The organism is Rhodococcus sp. P4_B6 (assembly GCF_056402215.1).
Genome location: NZ_JBFUHV010000090.1, coordinates 1 through 19,362, shown reverse-complemented (window position 1 = coordinate 19,362; position 19,362 = coordinate 1). Strand labels below are relative to the sequence as shown.

The 19,362-nt window shown below is 69.3% G+C and carries 17 protein-coding genes; 12 read left to right on the top strand and 5 right to left on the bottom strand.

Annotation, left to right across the window (positions count from 1 at the left end; all coding sequences use genetic code 11):
- Positions 1 to 9: 9 nt before the first annotated feature.
- On the bottom strand, positions 10 to 1,638 hold the full coding sequence (locus AC1DWT_RS31535) for a DEAD/DEAH box helicase (protein ID WP_095860841.1): 1,629 nt from the start codon (positions 1,636 to 1,638) through the stop codon (positions 10 to 12).
- Positions 1,639 to 1,960: 322 nt separating this feature from the next.
- On the opposite strand from AC1DWT_RS31535, the gene AC1DWT_RS31530 reads away from it, so the two are divergent.
- A complete protein-coding gene (locus tag AC1DWT_RS31530; protein WP_015890118.1) occupies positions 1,961 to 2,641 on the top strand; it encodes a ferritin-like fold-containing protein in 681 nt (226 codons plus the stop codon).
- A 132-nt stretch (positions 2,642 to 2,773) separates the two neighbouring features.
- A complete protein-coding gene (locus tag AC1DWT_RS31525; protein WP_015890119.1) occupies positions 2,774 to 3,004 on the top strand; it encodes a DUF3107 domain-containing protein in 231 nt (76 codons plus the stop codon).
- An 84-nt stretch (positions 3,005 to 3,088) separates the two neighbouring features.
- Here the strand turns inward: AC1DWT_RS31525 and AC1DWT_RS31520 are convergent, their stop codons facing one another.
- Positions 3,089 to 3,760, bottom strand: coding sequence for an HTH-type transcriptional activator FasR (locus AC1DWT_RS31520; RefSeq protein ID WP_015890120.1), 672 nt, complete (start codon positions 3,758 to 3,760; stop codon positions 3,089 to 3,091).
- 224 nt (positions 3,761 to 3,984) lie between these two features.
- Between AC1DWT_RS31520 and AC1DWT_RS31515 the strand changes: the two genes are divergently transcribed.
- The 3 genes from AC1DWT_RS31515 (at position 3,985) to AC1DWT_RS31505 (ending at position 7,394) form a co-directional block, all read left to right on the top strand.
- Positions 3,985 to 5,121 (top strand): DUF3152 domain-containing protein, encoded by a 1,137-nt coding sequence (locus AC1DWT_RS31515; RefSeq protein WP_083395562.1) that lies wholly within the window; start codon positions 3,985 to 3,987, stop codon positions 5,119 to 5,121.
- Positions 5,122 to 5,256: 135 nt separating this feature from the next.
- Positions 5,257 to 6,441, top strand: coding sequence for an adenylyltransferase/sulfurtransferase MoeZ (gene moeZ / locus AC1DWT_RS31510; RefSeq protein WP_072937655.1), 1,185 nt, complete (start codon positions 5,257 to 5,259; stop codon positions 6,439 to 6,441).
- Between the two features lie 98 nt (positions 6,442 to 6,539).
- Positions 6,540 to 7,394, top strand: a complete 855-nt coding sequence (locus tag AC1DWT_RS31505) for a TIGR02569 family protein (RefSeq protein ID WP_072937656.1) — start codon at positions 6,540 to 6,542, stop codon at positions 7,392 to 7,394.
- Here the strand turns inward: AC1DWT_RS31505 and AC1DWT_RS31500 are convergent.
- Positions 7,391 to 8,059 carry a FadR/GntR family transcriptional regulator gene (locus tag AC1DWT_RS31500; protein ID WP_477923667.1) on the bottom strand — a complete coding sequence of 223 codons (669 nt, stop codon included), beginning with the start codon at positions 8,057 to 8,059 and terminating at the stop codon, positions 7,391 to 7,393. The two genes, AC1DWT_RS31505 and AC1DWT_RS31500, sit on opposite strands and share 4 nt — an antisense overlap.
- An 11-nt stretch (positions 8,060 to 8,070) precedes the next feature.
- Between AC1DWT_RS31500 and AC1DWT_RS31495 the strand changes: the two genes are divergently transcribed.
- From AC1DWT_RS31495 to AC1DWT_RS31470, 6 genes are all read left to right on the top strand, one after another.
- Positions 8,071 to 9,321 carry a CynX/NimT family MFS transporter gene (locus AC1DWT_RS31495; protein ID WP_477923665.1) on the top strand — a complete coding sequence of 417 codons (1,251 nt, stop codon included), beginning with the start codon at positions 8,071 to 8,073 and terminating at the stop codon, positions 9,319 to 9,321.
- A 131-nt stretch (positions 9,322 to 9,452) separates the two neighbouring features.
- Complete coding sequence (locus AC1DWT_RS31490) at positions 9,453 to 10,865, top strand: MFS transporter (protein WP_072937659.1); 1,413 nt, start codon at positions 9,453 to 9,455, stop codon at positions 10,863 to 10,865.
- A gap of 52 nt (positions 10,866 to 10,917) precedes the next feature.
- Complete coding sequence (nirB, locus tag AC1DWT_RS31485; protein WP_072937660.1) at positions 10,918 to 13,428, top strand: nitrite reductase large subunit NirB; 2,511 nt, start codon at positions 10,918 to 10,920, stop codon at positions 13,426 to 13,428.
- A gap of 81 nt (positions 13,429 to 13,509) precedes the next feature.
- Positions 13,510 to 13,911, top strand: a complete 402-nt coding sequence (nirD, locus tag AC1DWT_RS31480) for a nitrite reductase small subunit NirD (protein WP_043825757.1) — start codon at positions 13,510 to 13,512, stop codon at positions 13,909 to 13,911.
- Positions 13,908 to 15,065, top strand: coding sequence for a uroporphyrinogen-III synthase (locus AC1DWT_RS31475; protein ID WP_072937661.1), 1,158 nt, complete (start codon positions 13,908 to 13,910; stop codon positions 15,063 to 15,065). Before nirD ends, AC1DWT_RS31475 begins: the two co-directional genes overlap by 4 nt.
- Positions 15,062 to 15,766, top strand: a complete 705-nt coding sequence (locus AC1DWT_RS31470; protein WP_072937662.1) for a sirohydrochlorin chelatase — start codon at positions 15,062 to 15,064, stop codon at positions 15,764 to 15,766. The genes AC1DWT_RS31475 and AC1DWT_RS31470 overlap by 4 nt, the downstream gene beginning before the upstream one ends.
- Before the next feature lie 9 nt (positions 15,767 to 15,775).
- Here the strand turns inward: AC1DWT_RS31470 and AC1DWT_RS31465 are convergent, their stop codons facing one another.
- Both AC1DWT_RS31465 and AC1DWT_RS31460 read right to left on the bottom strand, forming a co-directional pair.
- Positions 15,776 to 17,524 carry an NTP transferase domain-containing protein gene (locus AC1DWT_RS31465; RefSeq protein WP_477923662.1) on the bottom strand — a complete coding sequence of 583 codons (1,749 nt, stop codon included), beginning with the start codon at positions 17,522 to 17,524 and terminating at the stop codon, positions 15,776 to 15,778.
- Between the two features lie 22 nt (positions 17,525 to 17,546).
- On the bottom strand, positions 17,547 to 17,672 hold the full coding sequence (locus tag AC1DWT_RS31460) for a hypothetical protein (RefSeq protein WP_255314956.1): 126 nt from the start codon (positions 17,670 to 17,672) through the stop codon (positions 17,547 to 17,549).
- A gap of 61 nt (positions 17,673 to 17,733) precedes the next feature.
- Here AC1DWT_RS31460 and yczR point away from each other — a divergent pair, with 61 nt between their 5' ends.
- Entirely contained in the window at positions 17,734 to 19,179 is a 1,446-nt protein-coding gene (gene yczR / locus AC1DWT_RS31455) for a MocR-like transcription factor YczR (RefSeq protein ID WP_072937664.1), read from the top strand.
- Positions 19,180 to 19,362: the final 183 nt, after the last annotated feature.

Below are 19,362 nucleotides of genomic sequence, written 5' to 3'. Positions count from 1 at the left end.
GGTGGTTGGTTACTCCGCGTTCGTCGCGGCGGCGCCGACCTTCGTGGTCCGGCGGCGACGGCGGCGGCGGGGCTTGGAATTCTCGCCGTCGGCGTCCGTGCTCGCAGCTGCCGATTCGGGTGCGGTCGGCTCCGGCGACTTGGGGCCCACCGAGTCCGCGGGACGGCCACCACGGGTGCGGCGACGGGTGCGGGTGCGTGCCGGACGCTCCGTGCGCTCGGCCTTCTCACCGTTGTCGGTGTCGGTGTTCTCGCGCCGCTCGGTGTCGGTGTTCTCGCTCTGTGCGGGCGCAGCCTTCTCGACCCGGGGGCGCTTGATCGTGCCGGTCGCCTCGGCCGGGATCGACAGTTCCTCGTACAGGTGCGGGGAGCTCGAGTACGTCTCGACCGGATCCGGGATACCGAGGCCGAGAGCCTTGTCGATGAGCTGCCAGCGGGGGATGTCGTCCCAGTCCACGAGCGTCACGGCGATGCCGGTACGCCCCGCGCGGCCGGTGCGGCCGATCCGGTGGACATACGTCTTCTCGTCCTCCGGGCACTGGTAGTTGATGACGTGCGTGACGTCGTCGATGTCGATACCGCGGGCCGCGACGTCCGTCGCGACGAGCACGTCGATCTTGCCCGATCGGAACGCCTTGAGTGCCTTCTCGCGGGCAATCTGGTTGAGGTCGCCATGCACGGAACCGACGGCGAAACCGCGCTCGGCGAGTTCGTCGGACACCTTCTGCGCGGTCCGCTTGGTGCGGGTGAAGATCATCGTCGCTCCGCGGCCGTCGGCCTGCAGCACGCGGGCCACCATCTCCGCCTTGTCGAGCGCGTGAGCCCGGTAGATGTGCTGGCTCGTGCGGTCGTGGACCGCCGAGTCGTCGGCCTGCTCGGCGCGGATGTGCGTCGGCTGGGTGAGGAACGTGCGGGCGAGAGTGATGATCGGGCCCGGCATGGTCGCCGAGAACAGCATCGTCTGGCGCTTGTCCGGCACCATGTTCAGGATGCGCTCGATGTCGGGCAGGAAGCCGAGGTCGAGCATTTCGTCGGCCTCGTCGAGAACGAGCACCTCCACCTTGCCGAGGATCAGATGGCCCTGGTTGGCGAGGTCGAGCAGACGGCCGGGGGTGCCCACGACGACGTCGGCGCCCTTCTGGAGCGTCGCGATCTGGGTCTCGTACGGGCGGCCGCCGTAGATGGCGAGGACCTCGAGGGGCTTGTTCTTCTCGCCCTTCAGGTACTTCGCGGCGCCCTCGAGGTCCTTGGTGACCTGGATGCACAGCTCGCGGGTGGGGACGATGACCAGCGCGCGGGGAGTGCCGTCGAGCGCGGCCGTCCCGGTGGTGCCGGAGGAGATGCGGTGAAGCAGCGGGACGCCGAAACCGAACGTCTTGCCCATGCCCGTGCGGGCCTGACCGATCAGGTCGTCGCCGGCGAGGGCGAGGGGGAGCGTCAGCTCCTGGATGGCGAACGTGCGCTCGATGCCGATCTCGTCGAGAGCGCGGACGATCTCGTCACGCACTCCGAGTTCGGCGAAAGTGGGGGCGACGTGTGTGGAGTCGAGTTGCGCCGACAGCGTGGTCTCGGTGGCGTCGTCTTCATGGTCGACAGTGATCTTGCTCAGGGGTCTGGCCTTCCTCGTAGCTGCACGCACGCACGAGGTAAGGGCCAGGCCGCTGGTCGGCCCGATTTCCCAGTCGACGCTCGTCGATGTCCTCTTCCGAGTCGATCCTGCCTCTGCCTCAGCGCAGAAATCGAAGATTTCGGCGAGGCGCGGCTGGGACCGTCGATCAGGTGCGCGCACATTATCGGTGGGAACCGCCGATCGGATCGTGATCGATCATCACTCGAACCGCGTTCTCTGCGGAGACGAACGTGGTGACGAGCGGTTGCCCACCATCATTGTAGCCGGAGAACGCTCCACAACTGGTTACGCATGGCAAACATCACTGCTCGACGCATTAGGCTGTGGCGCCATGGAGCCCAACACCCCTGCATCCACTGATTCCACGATTCCCGCTGATCACCCCGGCGTCGGTGAACTCTTCGCGGTCCTCGCGTACGGCGAGATCTCCGCGTTCTACCGGCTGTCCGAGGACGCGCAGATGGCGCGGACCCTGCAGGGCAAGGTGGCGCTCGCGAGCATGGCGGCCGCCGAGATGGGCCACTTCGAGATGCTCGAGAAGGCGCTGACCGCGCGCGGCTTCGACATCTTCGAGGCAATGGATCCGTTCGTGCGCGCCCTCGACAACTACCACGCGTCCACCACCCCCTCGACGTGGCTCGAGGCGCTGGTGAAGGCATACGTCGGTGACGGGATCGCCGCGGACTTCTACCGCGAGATCGGGCACTCGCTGCCCGCCGAGGTGTCGCGCACCGTCGAGGAGGTGCTCTCGCAGACCGGCCACTCCGAGTTCGTCGTCCATGAGGTGCAGCAGGCGATCAAGGCCAGCAACCGCGACAAGGACCGCCTCATGCTGTGGGGCAGGCGACTGCTCGGCGAGGCCATTACCCAGGCGCAGTTCGTCCTGGCGCAGCGGGAGGCGCTGACCGAACTCGTCATCTCCGCGTCCGGCGACCTCAACGGCGTCGTCGCACTGTTCGACCGCATGCAGGAGATGCACGCCGAACGCATGGCCGTGCTGGGCCTGGTCTAGGCGGCACCGTCGTCGGGGCAGGTCCGTCTGTGTGTTCGCTCAGGGCACAGCCCACAGACGCGCACCGGCGGCGGCCACTGCATTAGCCTGGCCAGGACAGCTGATGTTTCTCGGAGAGTTCGGAGGTTGACCGTGGAGGTCAAGATCGGTGTAATCGACAGCCCGCGTGAGCTCATCGTCAGCAGCGAGCAGACCCCGGACGAGGTCGAGACATTGGTCTCGGGCGCCCTCACCGGTGGCGACGGGATCTTGTCCCTGGAGGACGACAAGGGGCGTAAGTACCTCATTCAGTCCAGCAAGATCGCCTACGTGGAGATCGGCCCGTCCGATATCCGCAAGGTCGGATTCGCACCGACGAAGTGAACGCAGTCGGATTCGCTCCGACCACGTGAACACACGAGAAAGGGCCCGCAGTCGAATCGACTGTCGGGCCCTTTCTCGTGGGTGTCAGCGCTGTTCGGGATGCAGCGGCACGCGGGACAGACCGCCCCACGCGAGCGTGACCGTCGTGTCGACCGCTTCTTCCTTCGGGATCGGGCGCGCCGCCTCGAGCCAGTACCGCGCAGTGAACTGGCTGGCGCCGACGAGGCCGACGGCGAGGATGCGGGCCCGGTAGGGGTCGAGACCGGAGTCGTGGCTGACGAGGTCGAACACGGCGTCGACGCACGCCTCGGTGGCCTGCTCGACGCGGCTCTGCACCTGCGGCTCACCCATGAGGTCGGACTCGAACACGAGCCGGAAGCCCTGCGAGTCGTTGTCGACGAAGTCGAAGAACGCCTGCACCGCGGCGCGGACACGCTGCTTGTTGTCGGTGGTCGAGCGCAGCGCCTGCCGGACACCCGAGATCAGGCTGTCGACATAGCTCTGCAGCACGGCCACGTACAGCTCGAGCTTGCCGGGGAAGTGCTGGTAGAGGACGGGCTTGCTCACACCGGCGCACTCGGCGATCTCGTCCATACCGGCAGCGTGGTATCCGCGTGTGACGAAGACCTCGCTGGCTGCGGCGAGTAGCTGCAGTCGCCGGGCGTCGCGGGGGAGTCGCGTGCTGCGACGGGCCCCGGTGCCCTTTCCGGTGTTGGCATCGCGATCGGAGTTCGTCCGATCCGCGAGTTCAGTCATAGCGCTTCCAATCTGCACAAGTATTCCGCGTCACATTCTGTGTAACTGTGTGAACGATACCCGCGCGTAGTGAACCGTTCATGGTGGACTCGCAGGACTCGCCCGGTCAAGGATATTGCCTGTCCGGTAACTGGGATACCGCAGGGGTTCGGGGCACCTGGTGACCCGGGTAGCCGCGACGTTGCGGGCCGCATCCACGTGACACGCCGAATGACCTGCGGACGATGCACTGGGACGAGGCGGTGCCGGACTGTGAGATTCTGGGCTGCGTGACTGACCGAGGAGGACCGCGTGTTCGCGGCCGGGCTCCCCAGAGCTCCGAGGACGGGGAGCGACGATCGCGAAGCATCGACCAGCGTGACGTCGGTCCCCGCGCTTCGCAGTCGGCACCGCAGTCGCAGTCGCATCAACCGCTCCGCGCGCAATGGGACCCGACGAGCCGCGAGGTGGGCCGTCCCCGCAACCCGCGCCCCGAGCGGCAGGCCCGGAAGCAGAGCCGCATCGGCCGGTTCGTCTCCACCTACGGTTGGCGGGCGTACGCGATCCCGATCCTCCTGGTGGTCACCGTGCTCGTCGTGGTCGACGCGGTCCGGGACACCGGCGGCGGCGAGACGACGGCGGAGACCGATTCCCCCGGATTCGGCACTCTGTCCCGCGACACCGACGGTTCCAGCGTCATCGGGGTCCCGCCGGAGGCCGACGGAAACTTCGCCGCCGAACTTCCCTCGGGCGCGTTGCCCGAAGGTGGTCCGTTCACGGCGGTGGGCGCCGGCACCTGGCACGTGGTTCCCGGCAACGGGGCCAAGGTCGGGCAGGGCACCGAACGTGAATTCACGTACAGCGTCGAGATCGAGGACGGCGTCGACACGTCCGGATTCGGCGGCGACGAGTCGTTCGGCCGGATGGTCGACCAGACGCTGTCGAATCCGAAGAGCTGGACGAAGGACCCGCGGTTCGCCTTTCGCCGCGTCGACCAGGGGGATCCCGACTTCCGGGTGTCGCTGACGTCGCAGATGACCATTCGCGAGGCGTGTGGCTACGACATCCAGTTGGAAGTGTCCTGTTACAACCCGGGCATCGACCGCGTCGTCCTCAACGAGCCGCGCTGGGTGCGCGGCGCCATCGCGTTCCAGGGCGACATCGGGTCGTACCGGCAGTACCAGATCAACCACGAGGTCGGGCACGCCATCGGCTACCAGGACCACCAGCCGTGCGAGACCGAAGGCGGCCTCGCGCCGGTGATGATGCAGCAGACGTTCGGGACGGCCAACAACGACATCGCCCAGCTCGACCCCGAGGGCATCGTGCCGATGAACGGGCTGACCTGCCATTTCAATCCCTGGCCCTTCCCGCGGGCATGAGTCTGGACCGGTCCCGCGCGACTGCGGGCAGGAGGGGAAGAATGGACCCTGTCGGGGCGTTGAAGTCAATGCTGTCCGACACATCGGAAGCCGTCGCGCAATCGTCAGGAGTGGGCCGTGTCGCTTGACCGTTCTGTGAAGACCACCGAGGCGCTGCCGCCGCTGGTGGAACCGGACGCCGAACTTTCCCGCGACGAGGTGGCGCGGTACAGCAGGCACCTGATCATCCCCGACGTCGGCATGGCCGGCCAGAAGCGCCTGAAGAACGCGAAGGTCCTCGTCATCGGGGCGGGTGGCCTCGGCTCACCGGCCCTGCTGTACCTCGCGGCCGCGGGGGTCGGGACCCTCGGCATCGTCGAGTTCGACGAGGTCGACATGTCGAACCTGCAACGCCAGGTGATCCACGGACGCTCCGACGTGGGCCGTCCGAAGGGCGAGAGCGCGCGCGACTCGATCCGCGAGATCAACGACAACGTCGACGTCCGGTTGCACGAGTTCCGGCTCGAGCCCGACAACGCCGTCGAACTGTTCGAGCAGTACGACCTGATCCTCGACGGCACCGACAACTTCGCCACCCGGTACCTCGTCAACGACGCCGCCGTCCTCGCGCACAAGCCGTACGTGTGGGGCTCGATCTACCGCTTCGAAGGCCAGGCGTCCGTGTTCTGGGAGGACGCGCCGAACGGCCGCGGACTCAACTACCGCGACCTGTACCCGGAGGCGCCGCCGCCGGGCATGGTGCCGTCCTGCGCCGAGGGCGGCGTGCTCGGTGTGCTCTGCGCGTCGATCGGCTCGATCATGGCCACCGAGGCGGTCAAGCTGATCACCGGCATCGGCGAATCGCTGCTCGGACGGCTGATGGTCTACGACGCGCTCGACATGACGTACCGCACCATCGCGTTGCGCCGGGATCCGGCGCGGACTCCGGTCACCGAACTGATCGACTACGACGCGTTCTGCGGGGTGGTGTCCGACGAGGGGCAGGCCGCGGCGGCCGGTTCGACGATCACGGCCACGGAGCTGCGCGACCTCCTCGACTCCGGCAAGGAGATCGAACTCGTCGACGTGCGCGAGCCCGTCGAATGGGACATCGTCCACCTGCCCGGTGCGGTGCTGATCCCCAAGGACCGCATCCTGTCGGGGGAGGCGCTGTCGGAGCTTCCGCAGAACAAGCCGATCGTGCTGCACTGCAAGACCGGCGTCCGGTCGGCGGAGGCGCTGGCAGCGCTGAAGAAGGCCGGCTTCTCCGACGCCACCCATCTGCAGGGCGGCGTGATCGCGTGGGCGAAGCAGGTGGACACGAGCCTGCCCGTCTACTGACCACTGCCTGTCTGCCGGCCCGGTCGCGGCGTGATTGACGTCTTCGGGCCAGCGCGCCTTGCGCTGTCACCGGCCCACCCGGCGGTAGCGTTGAGTACGTGAGCACCGGCCAACCCCCTCAGCACGTGTGCTCCACGTTCGGCCTCCGGGAAGTCGAGCCCATCCCACTCGGTGCGGACTGGGACGGCGGGTGGCTCTGTGGAGACGTAGTCCTGTCAGCCGTCGCCGACCACGCGCGCGCCGCGTGGTCCGCCAAGGTCCGCGAGACGCTCGAGGTGGAAGGCGTTCGGCTCGCCCGTCCCGTGCGATCCACCGACGGCAGGTACGTGGTGTCCGGGTGGCGCGCCGACACGTTCATCGAGGGCACACCCGAACCGCGTCACGACGAGGTCGTGTCGATGTCGGGGCGACTGCACGCCGCCACCTCGCAACTCGACCGTCCCCGGTTCCTGGTGCAGCCCCCGGTCGCGCCGTGGGCGGAGGTCGACGTGTTCGTCGCGGCGGACCGGGCGGCCTGGGAGAAGATCCCGTTGCGCAGCGCGAAGGGCGCCGAACAGCTCGAGACCCCGTCGCCGGACGGTCGCAAGAGTCTCGAGCTGATCACCGGGCTGGCGACATTGCGCAAACCCGTCACGTGCCCGGATCAGCTCGTCCACGGCGACCTGTTCGGCACCGTCCTGTTCGCCGGTGCGCTCGCGCCGGGGATCACCGACATCACGCCGTACTGGCGCCCCGCGTCTTGGGCGGCGGCCGTGGCGGTGGTGGACGCCATCTCCTGGGGCGGGGCCGACGAGGCCCTCATCGGGCGGTGGGAAGACCTGCCCGAGTGGCCGCAGATGCTGCTGCGGGCGGTGCTGTTCCGGCTCGCCGTCCACGTGCTGCACCCGCGGTCGACCGCGGAGGCGTTCCCCGGACTCGCCCGTACCGCCGACGTGGTGCGCCTCCTGCTCTAGGTGGTGAGCAGCTCGGCGAACAGGTCGCGGGCGGCGGTGGTCGCCGCGGTCTCGTCGCCGTCGACGATCGCCTGGATCAGGTGCCGGTGCTCGTCGTGGAATCCCGCCCCCGTCGCGTGCACGTGCCGGTCGACGGTCTGGGCGATCGACGGCAGCAGCGAGTCGTAGAACTCGAGGTACACGGCGTTGTGGCTCGCCTCGACGATCGCGCGGTGCAGGGTGACGTCGGCCTCGACGGCGGCCTCGGTGTCGGACTCGGCCCAGCATCGGAACCGCTCGTCGAGCAGGCTCTGCAGTCGTGTGATGTCGTCCGGGGTGCGTCGCCGGGCGGCGAGCGCGGCGGCGGTGACGTCGAGCGCCTGCCGCAGTTCCGTGACGTCGCGCTCGTGCGCGCCTGCGAAGTATTTGCCGAGTGTGCCGCCGACATCCGAGGTGGCGACGACGTACGTGCCCGATCCCTGCCGCCGTTCCAGCAGCCCGGTGTGGACGAGGGCCTGCACTGCCTCACGGACGGTGTTGCGTCCCGTTCCGGTGAGTTCGGACAGCGCGGTCTCGGTGGGGATCTTCGCGCCCACCGCCCACCGGCCACTGCAGATCTCGTCGCGTAGCTGCTCGGTCACCTGTGAGATGAGACTCGAGCGACGTACGGGTTTTCCAAAGGTCATCCTGTCATCCTATGATTTCTCTCGTGACTCTTCTACGCGGCCGCCTCCTCGTCTTCTGCGCGATCGCCATGTCGGCTCTCGTCCTGAGGCTCGCGGTCACCTCGTTCACCCCGCTGGCCTCGCAGATCCGGGAGGACATCGGATTCTCGCCCACGGTGGTCGGAGTGTTCGGGATGGTGCCCACGGCGATGTTCGCGCTGTTCGGCCTGGGAACGCCGCTCATCGCCAAGCGGTGGGGCCTGGAACGGACCGCGCTCGTGGCGATGGTGATGGCCGGAGTCGGCATGCTCACGAGAGCGCTGATGAGCGACACCTGGTCGTTGCTGGCGCTGTCGGCCCTCGCGCTGGCCGGCATGGGAATCGGCAACGTGGTGATTCCGCCGCTGGTCAAGCGCTACTTCTCCGACCGGTTGGCCGTGATGAGTTCGGTGTACATCGTCGGGGTGCAGATCGGCACCATCGTGCCCGCCTTCGTGGCCGTCCCGCTCGCCGAGGCGTTCGGCTGGCGGTTCTCGATCGGGGTCTGGGCGCTCCTCGGCTTCGCCGCGGCGCTCCCGTGGATCCTCCTGCTCACCCGCGAACGACGTCGCACCGTGGTCGTCGCGGCGGAACCGCCCGCGGGTGTGCAGGCCGGACGCCCGCACGGGAAGGCCTGGCGTTCGCCCGTCGGCTGGGGGATGGCCGGCATGTTCGGAATGACGTCGATGATCACGTACTCGATGTTCACCTGGATTCCCGACATCCTGTCCGACGCCGGGGCGAGCGAAGCGTTCGGCGGTGCCATGGTGGGACTGTTCTCGTTCATGGGTCTCGTCGCCGCGTTCGGCGCCCCCACGCTGTGCGCCCGCATGCGCAATCCGTTCCCGATCGTGATCGGATGCGCGGTCTGCTACCTGGTGGCCTTCAGTGGACTGCTGTTCGCTCCGATGAGCGCACCGATCCTGTGGATCGTGCTGCTGGGGCTCGGGCCGAGCACGTTCCCCATGTCGCTGACGCTCATCAATCTGCGCACGCGCAGCCACCTCGGCTCGGCGACGCTGTCCGGTTTCACCCAGGGTGTGGGCTACGCCGTCGCGTGCCTCGGACCGCTGCTGTTCGGGGTGTTCCACGACGCCTCCGGCGGATGGACCGTGTCGTTCGGATTCCTGACGTTCGGCGTGGTGATCCTCCTCATAGCGGCGTTCCAGGCGTGCAAGCCGCGCATGCTCGAGGACAGCTGGCACGTCGAAAAGGAGCCTGAGAACGCTCTTCGACACGTCTAGGAAACATGCAGGAAACCTCACATCGCCCCAGTTGAAAAGTGAGGATCAGTTGACGTTGCGGTCACCGACCGCAGCACCGCCGCAACACCGGTTTTCTACCTTTGGGTCTCCCACACAACGAGGAGGCCCGGGTGAAGAAGCACTACATCGAGCACTGGGACGCGGAAGACGTCGACGCCTGGGAGGCGGGCGGCAAGGACATCGCCAAGCGGAACCTGATCTGGTCGGTAGTCGCTGAGCACGTCGGCTTCTCCGTCTGGTCGATCTGGTCCGTCATGGTGCTGTTCATGCCGACCGACATCTACGGGATCGACGCGGCGGGCAAGTTCTTCCTCGTCGCCGTCCCCACTCTCGTCGGCTCGATCCTGCGGATCCCGTACACGGTCGCGACGGCCCGCTTCGGTGGCCGCAACTGGACCGTCTTCAGCGCCCTCGTCCTGTTCGTCCCGACACTGTTCACCCTCTACCTGATGATGAACCCGGGGGCGTCGTACACGACGTTCATCCTCGTCGCGGCACTCGCCGGCGTCGGCGGTGGAAACTTCGCGTCGTCGATGACCAACATCAACGCGTTCTACCCGCAGCGGCTCAAGGGCTGGGCACTCGGTCTCAACGCGGGCGGCGGCAACATCGGTGTCCCGGTGATCCAGGTGGTCGGTCTGCTCGTGATCGCCACCGTGGGCAACACGGACCCCTGGATCGTGTGCGCCGTCTACCTGGTCTTCATCGCCGTCGCCGCGGTCGGCGCGGCCCTGTTCATGGACAACCTCGGCAACCAGAAGTCCGATCTCCGGGCGATGGCCAAGGCGCTGAAGTTCTCCGACTCGTGGGTCATCAGCTTCCTCTACATCGGCACGTTCGGATCGTTCATCGGATTCAGCTTCGCGTTCGGCCAGGTGCTGCAGATCAACTTCCTCGCCGGTGGCGCCACCCCCGCGGCGGCCGCCCTGCACGCCGCGCAGATCGCCTTCATCGGACCGCTGCTCGGCTCCATCGCCCGGCCGATGGGCGGCAAGCTCGCCGACCGCATCGGCGGCGGCAAGATCACGCTGTACACCTTCGTCGCCATGGCGCTCGCCGCCGCGGTGCTGGTGACCGCGGGCACCGTCGACGACGGCACGCCCGGCGCGGCCACGGCCGGAGTGCTGGTGGCGTTCGTGGTCGGCTTCATCACCCTGATCCTGCTGGCAGGCATCGGCAACGGCTCGGTCTACAAGATGATCCCGTCGATCTTCGAGGCCAAGGCGCAGGGGCTCGAAGGACTGAGCCGCGACGCCAAGGCGGCGTGGTCGCGGGCGATGTCCGGGGCCCTCATCGGCTTCGCCGGCGCCATCGGCGGCCTCGGCGGCGTCGGAATCAACCTGGTGCTCCGCGCGTCCTACGGCGGCACCGCGAAGTCGGCGACCATGGCGTTCTGGGTGTTCCTCGCCTTCTACCTCGCCTGCATCCTCGTCACCTGGTTCGTCTTCCTGCGCCGCCCGTCCGTCACTCGTGCGCTCACCGTCACCGACGGCGACGACGAAAAGGTGTCGGTCTCGGCGTGACCTCCCGCAGTACCGCATGAACTCGAGTAATTCAGCTAGAAGGAGCGACGGCATGAGCCGCAAGTCAGCAGTGGTCATCGGACACGGAATGGTCGGACATCGATTCGTCGAGGCGTTGCGTGCACGCGACGAGTCGGACGACTGGTCGGTGACGGTGCTCTGCGAGGAGCCCCTCCCCGCGTACGACCGGGTGGGACTGTCCTCCTACGTGGGGGCGTGGGACCCCAAGGAGCTTGCGCTCGCGGGTAACGACTACCCGGACGACGCGCTCGTCGACCTCCGGATCGGCCGCCGGGCCGCGACCATCGATCGGGAGGCCCGCAAGGTCACCACCGATTCGGGTGAGGTCGTCGGGTACGACGCTCTCGTGATGGCCACCGGTTCGTATCCGTTCGTGCCGCCGATCCCCGGCCACGACCGGCCGGAGTGCTTCGTCTACCGCACGCTCGCCGACCTGGACGGCATCCGGAAGCGTGCCGACGCGGCCGGGCCCGGCGCCGTCGGTGTCGTGGTCGGCGGTGGTCTGCTCGGACTCGAGGCCGCGAACGCCCTCAAATTGATGGGCATGACCCCGCACGTGGTCGAGTTCGCTCCCCGGCTGATGCCGCTGCAGGTCGACGAGGGCGGCGGCGCGCTGCTCGCCAACCTCGTCACCGACCTGGGTCTCACCGTCCACGCGGGTGTCGGCACCGCAGGCATCACCGAGGGCCCGGACGGGATCAGCGTCGAACTGTCCGACGGCTCGGTGATCGAGGCCGCGCTGCTGGTGTTCTCCGCGGGTGTGCGGCCGCAGGACCAGCTGGCCCGCGACGCGGGACTCGAGGTCGGTGAGCGCGGTGGGATCATCACCGACCTCGGGTGCCGCACGTCGGACGAGAACATCTACGCGGTCGGCGAGTGCGCCGCGGTGGAGGGCAGGTGCTACGGCCTCGTCGCTCCCGGGTACACCACCGCGGAGATCGTCGCGGACCGGTTGCTCGGCGGGGCGGCGGAGTTCCCCGGCGCCGACCTGTCCACCAAGCTCAAGCTGATGGGTGTGGACGTCGCCAGCTTCGGCGACGCCCACGCTCAGACCCCCGGCGCGCTGGAGGTGGTTCTCAGCGACGCCGCCAAGGGCACCTACGCCAAGCTCGTCGTGTCCGACGACGCGAAGACGCTGCTCGGCGGCATCCTCGTCGGTGACGCCTCCGCGTACGCGTCGCTGCGTCCCCTCGTCGGCCGCGAACTGCCCGGCGATCCGGCCTCGCTCATCTCGCCCGCGGGGGAGAAGCCCGGCGCCGGATCCCTGCCCGACGACGCCGAGGTGTGCTCCTGCAACGGTGTCACCAAGGGCGCGATCTGCGGGGCCATCGCCGACGGCGCCTGCGACATCGCGCAGGTCAAGAGCTGCACCAACGCCGGCACCACGTGCGGTGGCTGCCTGCCGACCATCAAGCAGCTGCTCGCGTCGTCCGGAGTGGTGATGTCGAAGGCGCTGTGCGAGCACTTCGAGCAGTCCCGTGCCGAGCTGTTCGAGATCGTGCAGGCCACCGACACGCGCACGTTCTCCGCGCTGATCTCGAAGTACGGAACGGGCTCGGGCTGCGACATCTGCAAGCCCGTCGTCGCGTCGATCCTGGCGTCCACCGACTCGGACCACATTCTGCACCGCAACCAGGCGGGACTGCAGGACACGAACGACCACTTCCTGGCCAACATCCAGAAGAACGGCACCTACTCGGTGGTGCCGCGGATGCCCGGCGGCGAATGCACGCCCGAACAGCTCATCGTCATCGGCGAGGTGGCCCGCGACTTCGGCCTCTACACGAAGGTCACCGGCGGTCAGCGCATCGACCTGTTCGGCGCCCGCGTCGAGCAGCTGCCCGCGATCTGGAAGCGCCTCGTCGACGCCGGCATGGAGTCGGGCCAGGCGTACGGCAAGTCGCTGCGCACCGTGAAGAGCTGCGTCGGATCCACCTGGTGCCGGTACGGCGTGCAGGACTCCGTGGGTATGGCGGTCGACCTGGAGAACCGGTATCGCGGCCTGCGGTCCCCGCACAAGATCAAGTTCGGTGTGTCGGGCTGTGCCCGTGAATGCGCCGAGGCGCGCGGCAAGGACGTCGGCGTCATCGCCACCGAGAACGGCTGGAACCTGTACGTCGGCGGCAACGGTGGCCAGTCCCCGAAGCACGCCCAGCTGCTCGCAGGCGGGCTCGACGACGAGACCCTGATCCGGTATATCGACCGGTACCTGATGTTCTACATCCGCACCGCGGACCGGCTCCAGCGCACCGCGCCGTGGGTCGAGTCCCTCGAAGGCGGGCTCGACCACCTCAAGGCCGTGGTGTGCGAGGACAGCCTGGGCATCGCCGCCGATCTCGAGGCGGCCATGGCCAAGCACGTTCTGGGATACAAGGACGAGTGGGCGGGTGTGCTCGAGGACCCGGAGAAGCTGTCGCGGTTCGTCTCGTTCGTCAACGCGCCCGACGAGGCCGATCCGACCGTCGCGTTCGACGACACGGGTGTCCGGAAGGTCCCGGTGTTGATGGGAATGCCGAAATTCGCAGCTTCTACATCGGAGTAATCCCCGCTTAACGCTGCGGAAACACCCACCACGAACTATGTATCCAAGCACGGATACACACCAGCCCGAAGGAGGACTGTGATGACCGTCGTCGACATGAACGTCCACAGTGCCAGTGGAACCAGGTTCGAAAGCGTCAAGTCAGGCCGTCTCGAATGGACGTCCGCGTGTCCGCTCAGCCAGCTGATCCCCGGTCTCGGGGTGGCGGTGCTGCTGCGGGGCGGAGAGCAGGTGGCACTGTTCCTTCTCGAGGACGGGTCCCTGCACGCCGTCGGCAACATCGACCCGTTCGGGCGCGCGGCCGTGATGTCCCGCGGCCTCGTGGGTGACCGGGCAGGAGAGCCCACCGTGGCGTCGCCCCTGCTCAAGCAGGTGTTCTCGCTGGTCGACGGTCGCTGCCTCGACGACGAGTCGGTGCGGCTGCCCGTGTACGACGTGCGGGTGTGGGCCGGCGTCGTCCAGGTCCACAGCACGCACGCGTGAACGACGCGGCGCCGCTGTGCGGGTTCACGATCGGAATCACGGCGTCCCGGCGTGCGGAAGAGTTCGCCACACTGCTGACGCGGCGCGGTGCCACCGTGGTGCACGCTCCGGCCATCCGCATCATCCCGTTGGCCGACGACACGGAACTCGAGCGCGTCACGCGCCAGATCATCGACAACCCGCCGGAGATCGTCGTCGCGACCACCGGGATCGGTTTCCGCGGCTGGATGGAGGCGGCGGACGGCTGGGGCGAAGCGGAGGAGCTGGGCCGGGCCCTGGCCGCGAGCCGCCTGCTGGCCCGCGGACCCAAGGCGAAGGGCGCGATCCGGGCGGCGGACCTGCGGGAGGAGTGGTCGCCCGCGTCGGAGTCGTCGGCCGAAGTGCTCGATCACCTGCTCGGCGAGGGCGTCGAAGGCAAGCGCATCGCGGTCCAGTTGCACGGCGCCACCACGGAATGGGAGCCGGTCGCGGACTTCTGCGAGGTGCTGCGCTGCGCGGGCGCCGACGTGATCGCAGTCCCCGTCTACCGGTGGACGCCGCTCGAGGACCAGGCCCCGATGGACCGGATGATCGAACTGATCGCCTCCGGCGGTCTCGACGCGGTCAGCTTCACCAGCGCACCGGCGGTGGCCTCGCTGCTGACCCGCGCCAAGGAGACCGGAATGATCGAGATGGTGCTGCACTCGTTCCGGCACCGGGTTCTCGCGGCCTGCGTCGGACCGGTCACCGCCGGACCGCTCCGCGAACTCGAGGTCCCCACGACGATGCCGGCACGCTCGCGACTGGGTGCGCTCGCCCGGCACATCGCCGACGAGCTGCCGCGGCGGGCGAACAAGATCCACACCGCCGGACACGAGTTGAGCATCCGCGGCGGATGCGTCGTCGTCGACGGCGAGGTGCGCCAGCTGCCGCCCGCCGCGATGTCGCTGATGCGCACGCTCGGCGCCCGGCCCGGCCGGGTCGTCCCCCGGGACGAACTGCTCGCGGCACTGCCCGGCGGCGGCGGCGACACCCACGCCGTGGAGACGGCGGTGGCCAGACTGCGCGCGTCCCTGGGCGCACCGAAGGCAGTCCAGACGGTGGTCAAGCGCGGATACCGCCTCGCGCTCGATCCCGTCGACTGCGCCGATTCACGTGAGGAGGGACAGCAATGAACGAGACAGCACTGGTACTCGTGGCACACGGAACGCGGAGTCCCCGAGGCGTGGAAATGATCGCCGCGCTCGCCGACGCCGTCGCCGAGCAGGTCGGACCGACCCGGGTGTCCTTCGTGGACGTACTCGGGCCGTCACCCGCCGAGGTGCTCCGCGACATCACCGGGCCCGCTGTCGTGGTGCCGGCGTTCCTCGCGTCGGGCTACCACGTCCACACCGACGTTCCGCGGGAGGTCGCCGACAGCGGCCATCCCTCCGTGGCCGTGACCCGGGCGCTGGGACCGGACCCCGTTCTCGCGGACGTCCTGCTGCGGCGTCTCGTCGACGCGGGCTGGCGGCCCGGCGACGCGGTCGTGCTCGCCGCGGCAGGCTCGTCCGACCCGCGGGCGCTGCGCGACGTCCGGCGCGCCGCGGCGATGCTGTCGGAACTCGTCGCGTCGCGGGTCCGGATCGGCTACGTCGCGACCGCGCAGCCGCGCGTCCCGGACGTGGTCGAAGGATTGCGGGCCGGCGGCGAGAAGCGGGTGTTCGTCGCGTCGTACCTCCTGGCCCACGGACTGTTCCACGCCCGCCTCGCCGATGCCGGTGCGGACGGGGTGGCCGAGCCGCTCGGCGTCGATCCGGCGATCGTCGATCTCGTCGCGGACCGCTACCGCAGCGGAATCCCGGCCGCGGTCCGCGCGCTGTCGTACCAGCGCTGAACCGTCCGGTCAGCGCGGTAGGGGCACCAGTTCGGCGAGATCGCCGTCGGCGGCCCCCGCCGGGACCAGCGCCAGCGCCTCGCGGTCGATCAGGCCCGCGAGATGCGCCGTCCGGATTCCGGGGTCCACGCGCCACGTGCCGTCCGGTTGCGGGACGGCGGGCAGGATGCGGGTGGCGTCGCCGCTGACCTCGGACGCATTCGCGATGCGCCCCAGCTGAATCGGTGCCGGGGTGCGACCGGTGAGCGCGGCCGCGATGTACGGAACCGTGGTCAGCAGTGTCACGACCGCGGCGTACGGGTTGCCGGGCAGCCCGAGGACCACCCGGCCGTCGGGCAGCAGGGCGGTCACCTGCGAACCGCCCGGGCGGCACCGCACCCTGCCCACCACGATCCGGGCGTCCGCACGGTCGAGCGCCGCACGCAGCTGGTCGGCCGCGCCGCCGCCGGTGGCCCCCACGATCACGATCAGGTCGGGCCGGCGGACTTCCCGGAACAGCTCGTCGAAGCTGTCGGACGTGTCCCGCAGGTGCGTGTCGGCGACCGTGTGGATGCCGCACCACGAGAGGAACTGGGGGAGAACGGGTCCCAGTGCATCCCGGGTCTGCCCGTGGCGCAGCGGGCCGTCGCGCCGGATCTCGTCGCCCGTGACCACGACGTGCGCGCGGACCGGTCCGCGGACCCCGGCGGTGGTCACCTCCGCGCTCGCGGCCGCGGAGACGAGCGCGGGCGTGACGGCCGTTCCCTCCGCCGCGAGCCGGTACCCCTCGTGCCAGTCCTCACCGCGACGCCGCGCGTCGTCGCGCACGGGAACGCCGTGTCTGCGGGACAGTCGCGGCCCCTCGGAAGTGTCTGTCGTCACGGCGAATTCGTCCCGCACGACGGTGGAGGCGCCGCTGGGCAGATGCGCACCGGTCGCGATCCGCGCCGCCTCGCCCTCTGCCAGTTCGAGTTCCTCGTCGCTGCCGGCGTACCGGATGGCGTCGCGCAGCACCCACGGACCGTCGCCCGCGACGGCGTACCCGTCCATGGCGGACACCGCGATACGCGGCAGGGCGTCGGCGGCGAGCAGCGGCTCGGCGAGCGTGGCGCCGAGCGACGTGCCGAGCGCCGCGGCGCGCGGTGGCAGTGGGGGGACCGCGGCCAGGATCGCGGTGCGGGCCTCGGCGATGGTGACCGGCGCCGCCGCGGACGTGCTCCGGGCCCGCTCGACGTCCTCCGGTGTGTCGCAGTCGGTGACGCCGCGGAAGAGCACCGTTCCGAACGATTCCGGAACGAGGGCCTTCATGGGCTGGTTCACGGCGGAGCCGAGCGCGCGGAGCCGGTCGGTGAGCGCGCCGACGCGCCACGCGGACAACAGGAACTGCAGGCGTCCCGACTCGTCGACCGCGAACACGGTGTCGGCGTCCTGCACGGCGGCGGCGAGGGCCTCGGCCATCGCCGGTTCCGCGAACGGCAGGTCCGACGCGAGCAGGATCACCCGGTCGGCCGGGTCGGCGTCGAGCACGGCCAGCCCGGCGGCCACCCCCGCGACCGGGCCTGCGCCCGGCGGCGTCTCCTGCGTCTGGAGCACCGTCGAATCGAGGTCGGCGCGGCGAGGTCCCACGACGACGATGCGCTCACAGTCGTCGACGGCGTCGAGGGCGGTGTCGAGCATCCGGCGTCCGCCGACCACGACGGCCGGTTTGTCGACGCCGCCCATCCGAGTGGCTCGTCCACCGGCGAGGACTATCGCGTGAACGGGCGCGGCAGTGTTCATTCCCTCATGCTGCCGCACTCCCTCAGTCGCTGTGCAGGTGGCTGCGCGGAGGGCCTGCCGGCCCGGACCGTCCGCCCTGCGCCGTGCTGACGCAGAGCCAGGCCACCGACGCCAGACTGAGGGCCGAGAGGATTCCAATTACCAACATGAATCGATTGTCGGCCGGAAGTGGACCGCGATTTCCAGTCCTCTGTGGAAAAGTGGCCTGTATGAGTAGCGAACCGGTCCGAACCGTCTCCGCGGCCGAGTTGGCGGTGCTGCTCGGTGCGGCGCCCGCCGGCGGGCAGCCCCTGTACCGCGGGCTCGCCGACGCCCTGCGCGAGAGGGTCGCCGACGGGTCCATGGCCGTCGGAGTCCGGCTGCCCGCCGAACGGGCCCTCGCGGAGGAACTCCGGCTCAGCCGGGTGACCGTCAGCGCCGCCTATCGCGAACTGCGAGAGGCCGGTTGGGCGTCGGCGCGGCACGGATCGGGGACATTCGTGGCGATGCCGTCGGGTCCGCCCGCCTGGGGAACCATGGTCGGGGCGCCGGTCGACGGCGTGATCGACCTCGTCAACGCCGCACCGGCGGCCGCTCCTGAACTCAAGGAGGCGTACCTCGACGCCGTCGACGAGTTGCCCCGCTTCATGCCCCAGCACGGCTACCACCCCGGCGGACTGACCACACTCCGGGCGGCGATAGCAGACCGCTACACGCGCCGCGGTCGCCCGACCATCGCGGACCAGATCCTCGTCACCGGGGGCGCGGGTGACGCCACCGAGGTGGTGTTCGAGGCACTGGTCGAGGCGGGCGACCGTGTCCTGATCGAGCACCCGACCTACCCCGGCGCGGTCGAATCCGTGCAGGCGGCCGGCGGCAGACCCGTTCCGGTGCCGATCGACGCGACCGACCCGGACGCGTTCGTCGCCGACGCGGACCGGGCCGCCCGGCAGAGTGCCCCCACGGTGGCGTACGTGATGCCGGACTTCTCCAATCCCTCGGGAGCCAGGGCAACTCCGGAGGGCAGACGGCGGCTGGCCGCGACCCTCGCCCGCCACGGAGTGGTGACTGTCGTGGACGAAGTGGCGGCGGACATCGTGCTGGACGGTCCGGACGACCTGGAGCCGTTCGGTGTCCCGGTCCCGGAATCGGCGACGGTGGCGATCGGCAGCCTCAGCAAGACCGTGTGGGGAGGTATCCGCATCGGCTGGGTGCGTGCGGAGGCTGCCCGCACCGCGCAGCTGGCCAAGATCATGGCCCGCAGGCAGCTGTCGGTCTCCGTGCTGGATCAGCTTGCGGCCGTGCGCCTGTTCGCCTGGCACGATCGACTGGTCGCGCAGCGCCGCCGCGACCTCCGGGTGCAGCGGGACGCGCTCGCGGCGGCGGTCGACGAGCGGTTGCCCGGGTGGAGTTACGTGCTGCCCGCCGGGGGACTGTCCCTGTGGTGCAGGCTGCCTGCCGATACGAGTTCGACGGACCTCGTCGCGGCCGCGCGGTCGCGGGGGCTGCTGCTGGCGCCGGGGCCGCGGTTCGGCACCGGCCATCTGTTCGACGACCATCAGCGGATGCCGTTCACACGGCCGGTGTCCGAACTGACCGCCGCCGTGAATGTCCTTGCCACGCTGGTCGTGTCCGCCGACGCCTCGATGTCCGTGACGCCGACGCTCGTCGTGTGACGCGCGGGTGTGTCACGGAAAAGTATCTGTAAATCGAAGTATCGGTCAGAGACCTGTTCGGTACCGGGAAAGGGGCGGATCTTTATCGACGCTCTGGCATAGTGATGCCGTCGACCCGTCGCTGAAATGTGGGGTATGTCATGGGCTCGTTGTTCCGCAGATCCTTCGGCACCGCCGTAGTCG

Coding starts and splice junctions, on each gene's coding strand:
- AC1DWT_RS31515 (WP_083395562.1), top strand. CDS start 3,985: ATGCACTGGGACGAGGCGGTGCCGGACTGTGAGATTCTGGGCTGCGTG.
- AC1DWT_RS31495 (WP_477923665.1), top strand. CDS start 8,071: ATGATTTCTCTCGTGACTCTTCTACGCGGCCGCCTCCTCGTCTTCTGC.
- AC1DWT_RS31520 (WP_015890120.1), bottom strand. CDS start 3,760: ATGACTGAACTCGCGGATCGGACGAACTCCGATCGCGATGCCAACACC.
- nirB (WP_072937660.1), top strand. CDS start 10,918: ATGAGCCGCAAGTCAGCAGTGGTCATCGGACACGGAATGGTCGGACAT.
- yczR (WP_072937664.1), top strand. CDS start 17,734: ATGAGTAGCGAACCGGTCCGAACCGTCTCCGCGGCCGAGTTGGCGGTG.
- AC1DWT_RS31530 (WP_015890118.1), top strand. CDS start 1,961: ATGGAGCCCAACACCCCTGCATCCACTGATTCCACGATTCCCGCTGAT.
- AC1DWT_RS31460 (WP_255314956.1), bottom strand. CDS start 17,672: ATGTTGGTAATTGGAATCCTCTCGGCCCTCAGTCTGGCGTCGGTGGCC.
- nirD (WP_043825757.1), top strand. CDS start 13,510: ATGACCGTCGTCGACATGAACGTCCACAGTGCCAGTGGAACCAGGTTC.
- AC1DWT_RS31470 (WP_072937662.1), top strand. CDS start 15,062: ATGAACGAGACAGCACTGGTACTCGTGGCACACGGAACGCGGAGTCCC.
- AC1DWT_RS31500 (WP_477923667.1), bottom strand. CDS start 8,059: ATGACCTTTGGAAAACCCGTACGTCGCTCGAGTCTCATCTCACAGGTG.
- AC1DWT_RS31465 (WP_477923662.1), bottom strand. CDS start 17,524: ATGAACACTGCCGCGCCCGTTCACGCGATAGTCCTCGCCGGTGGACGA.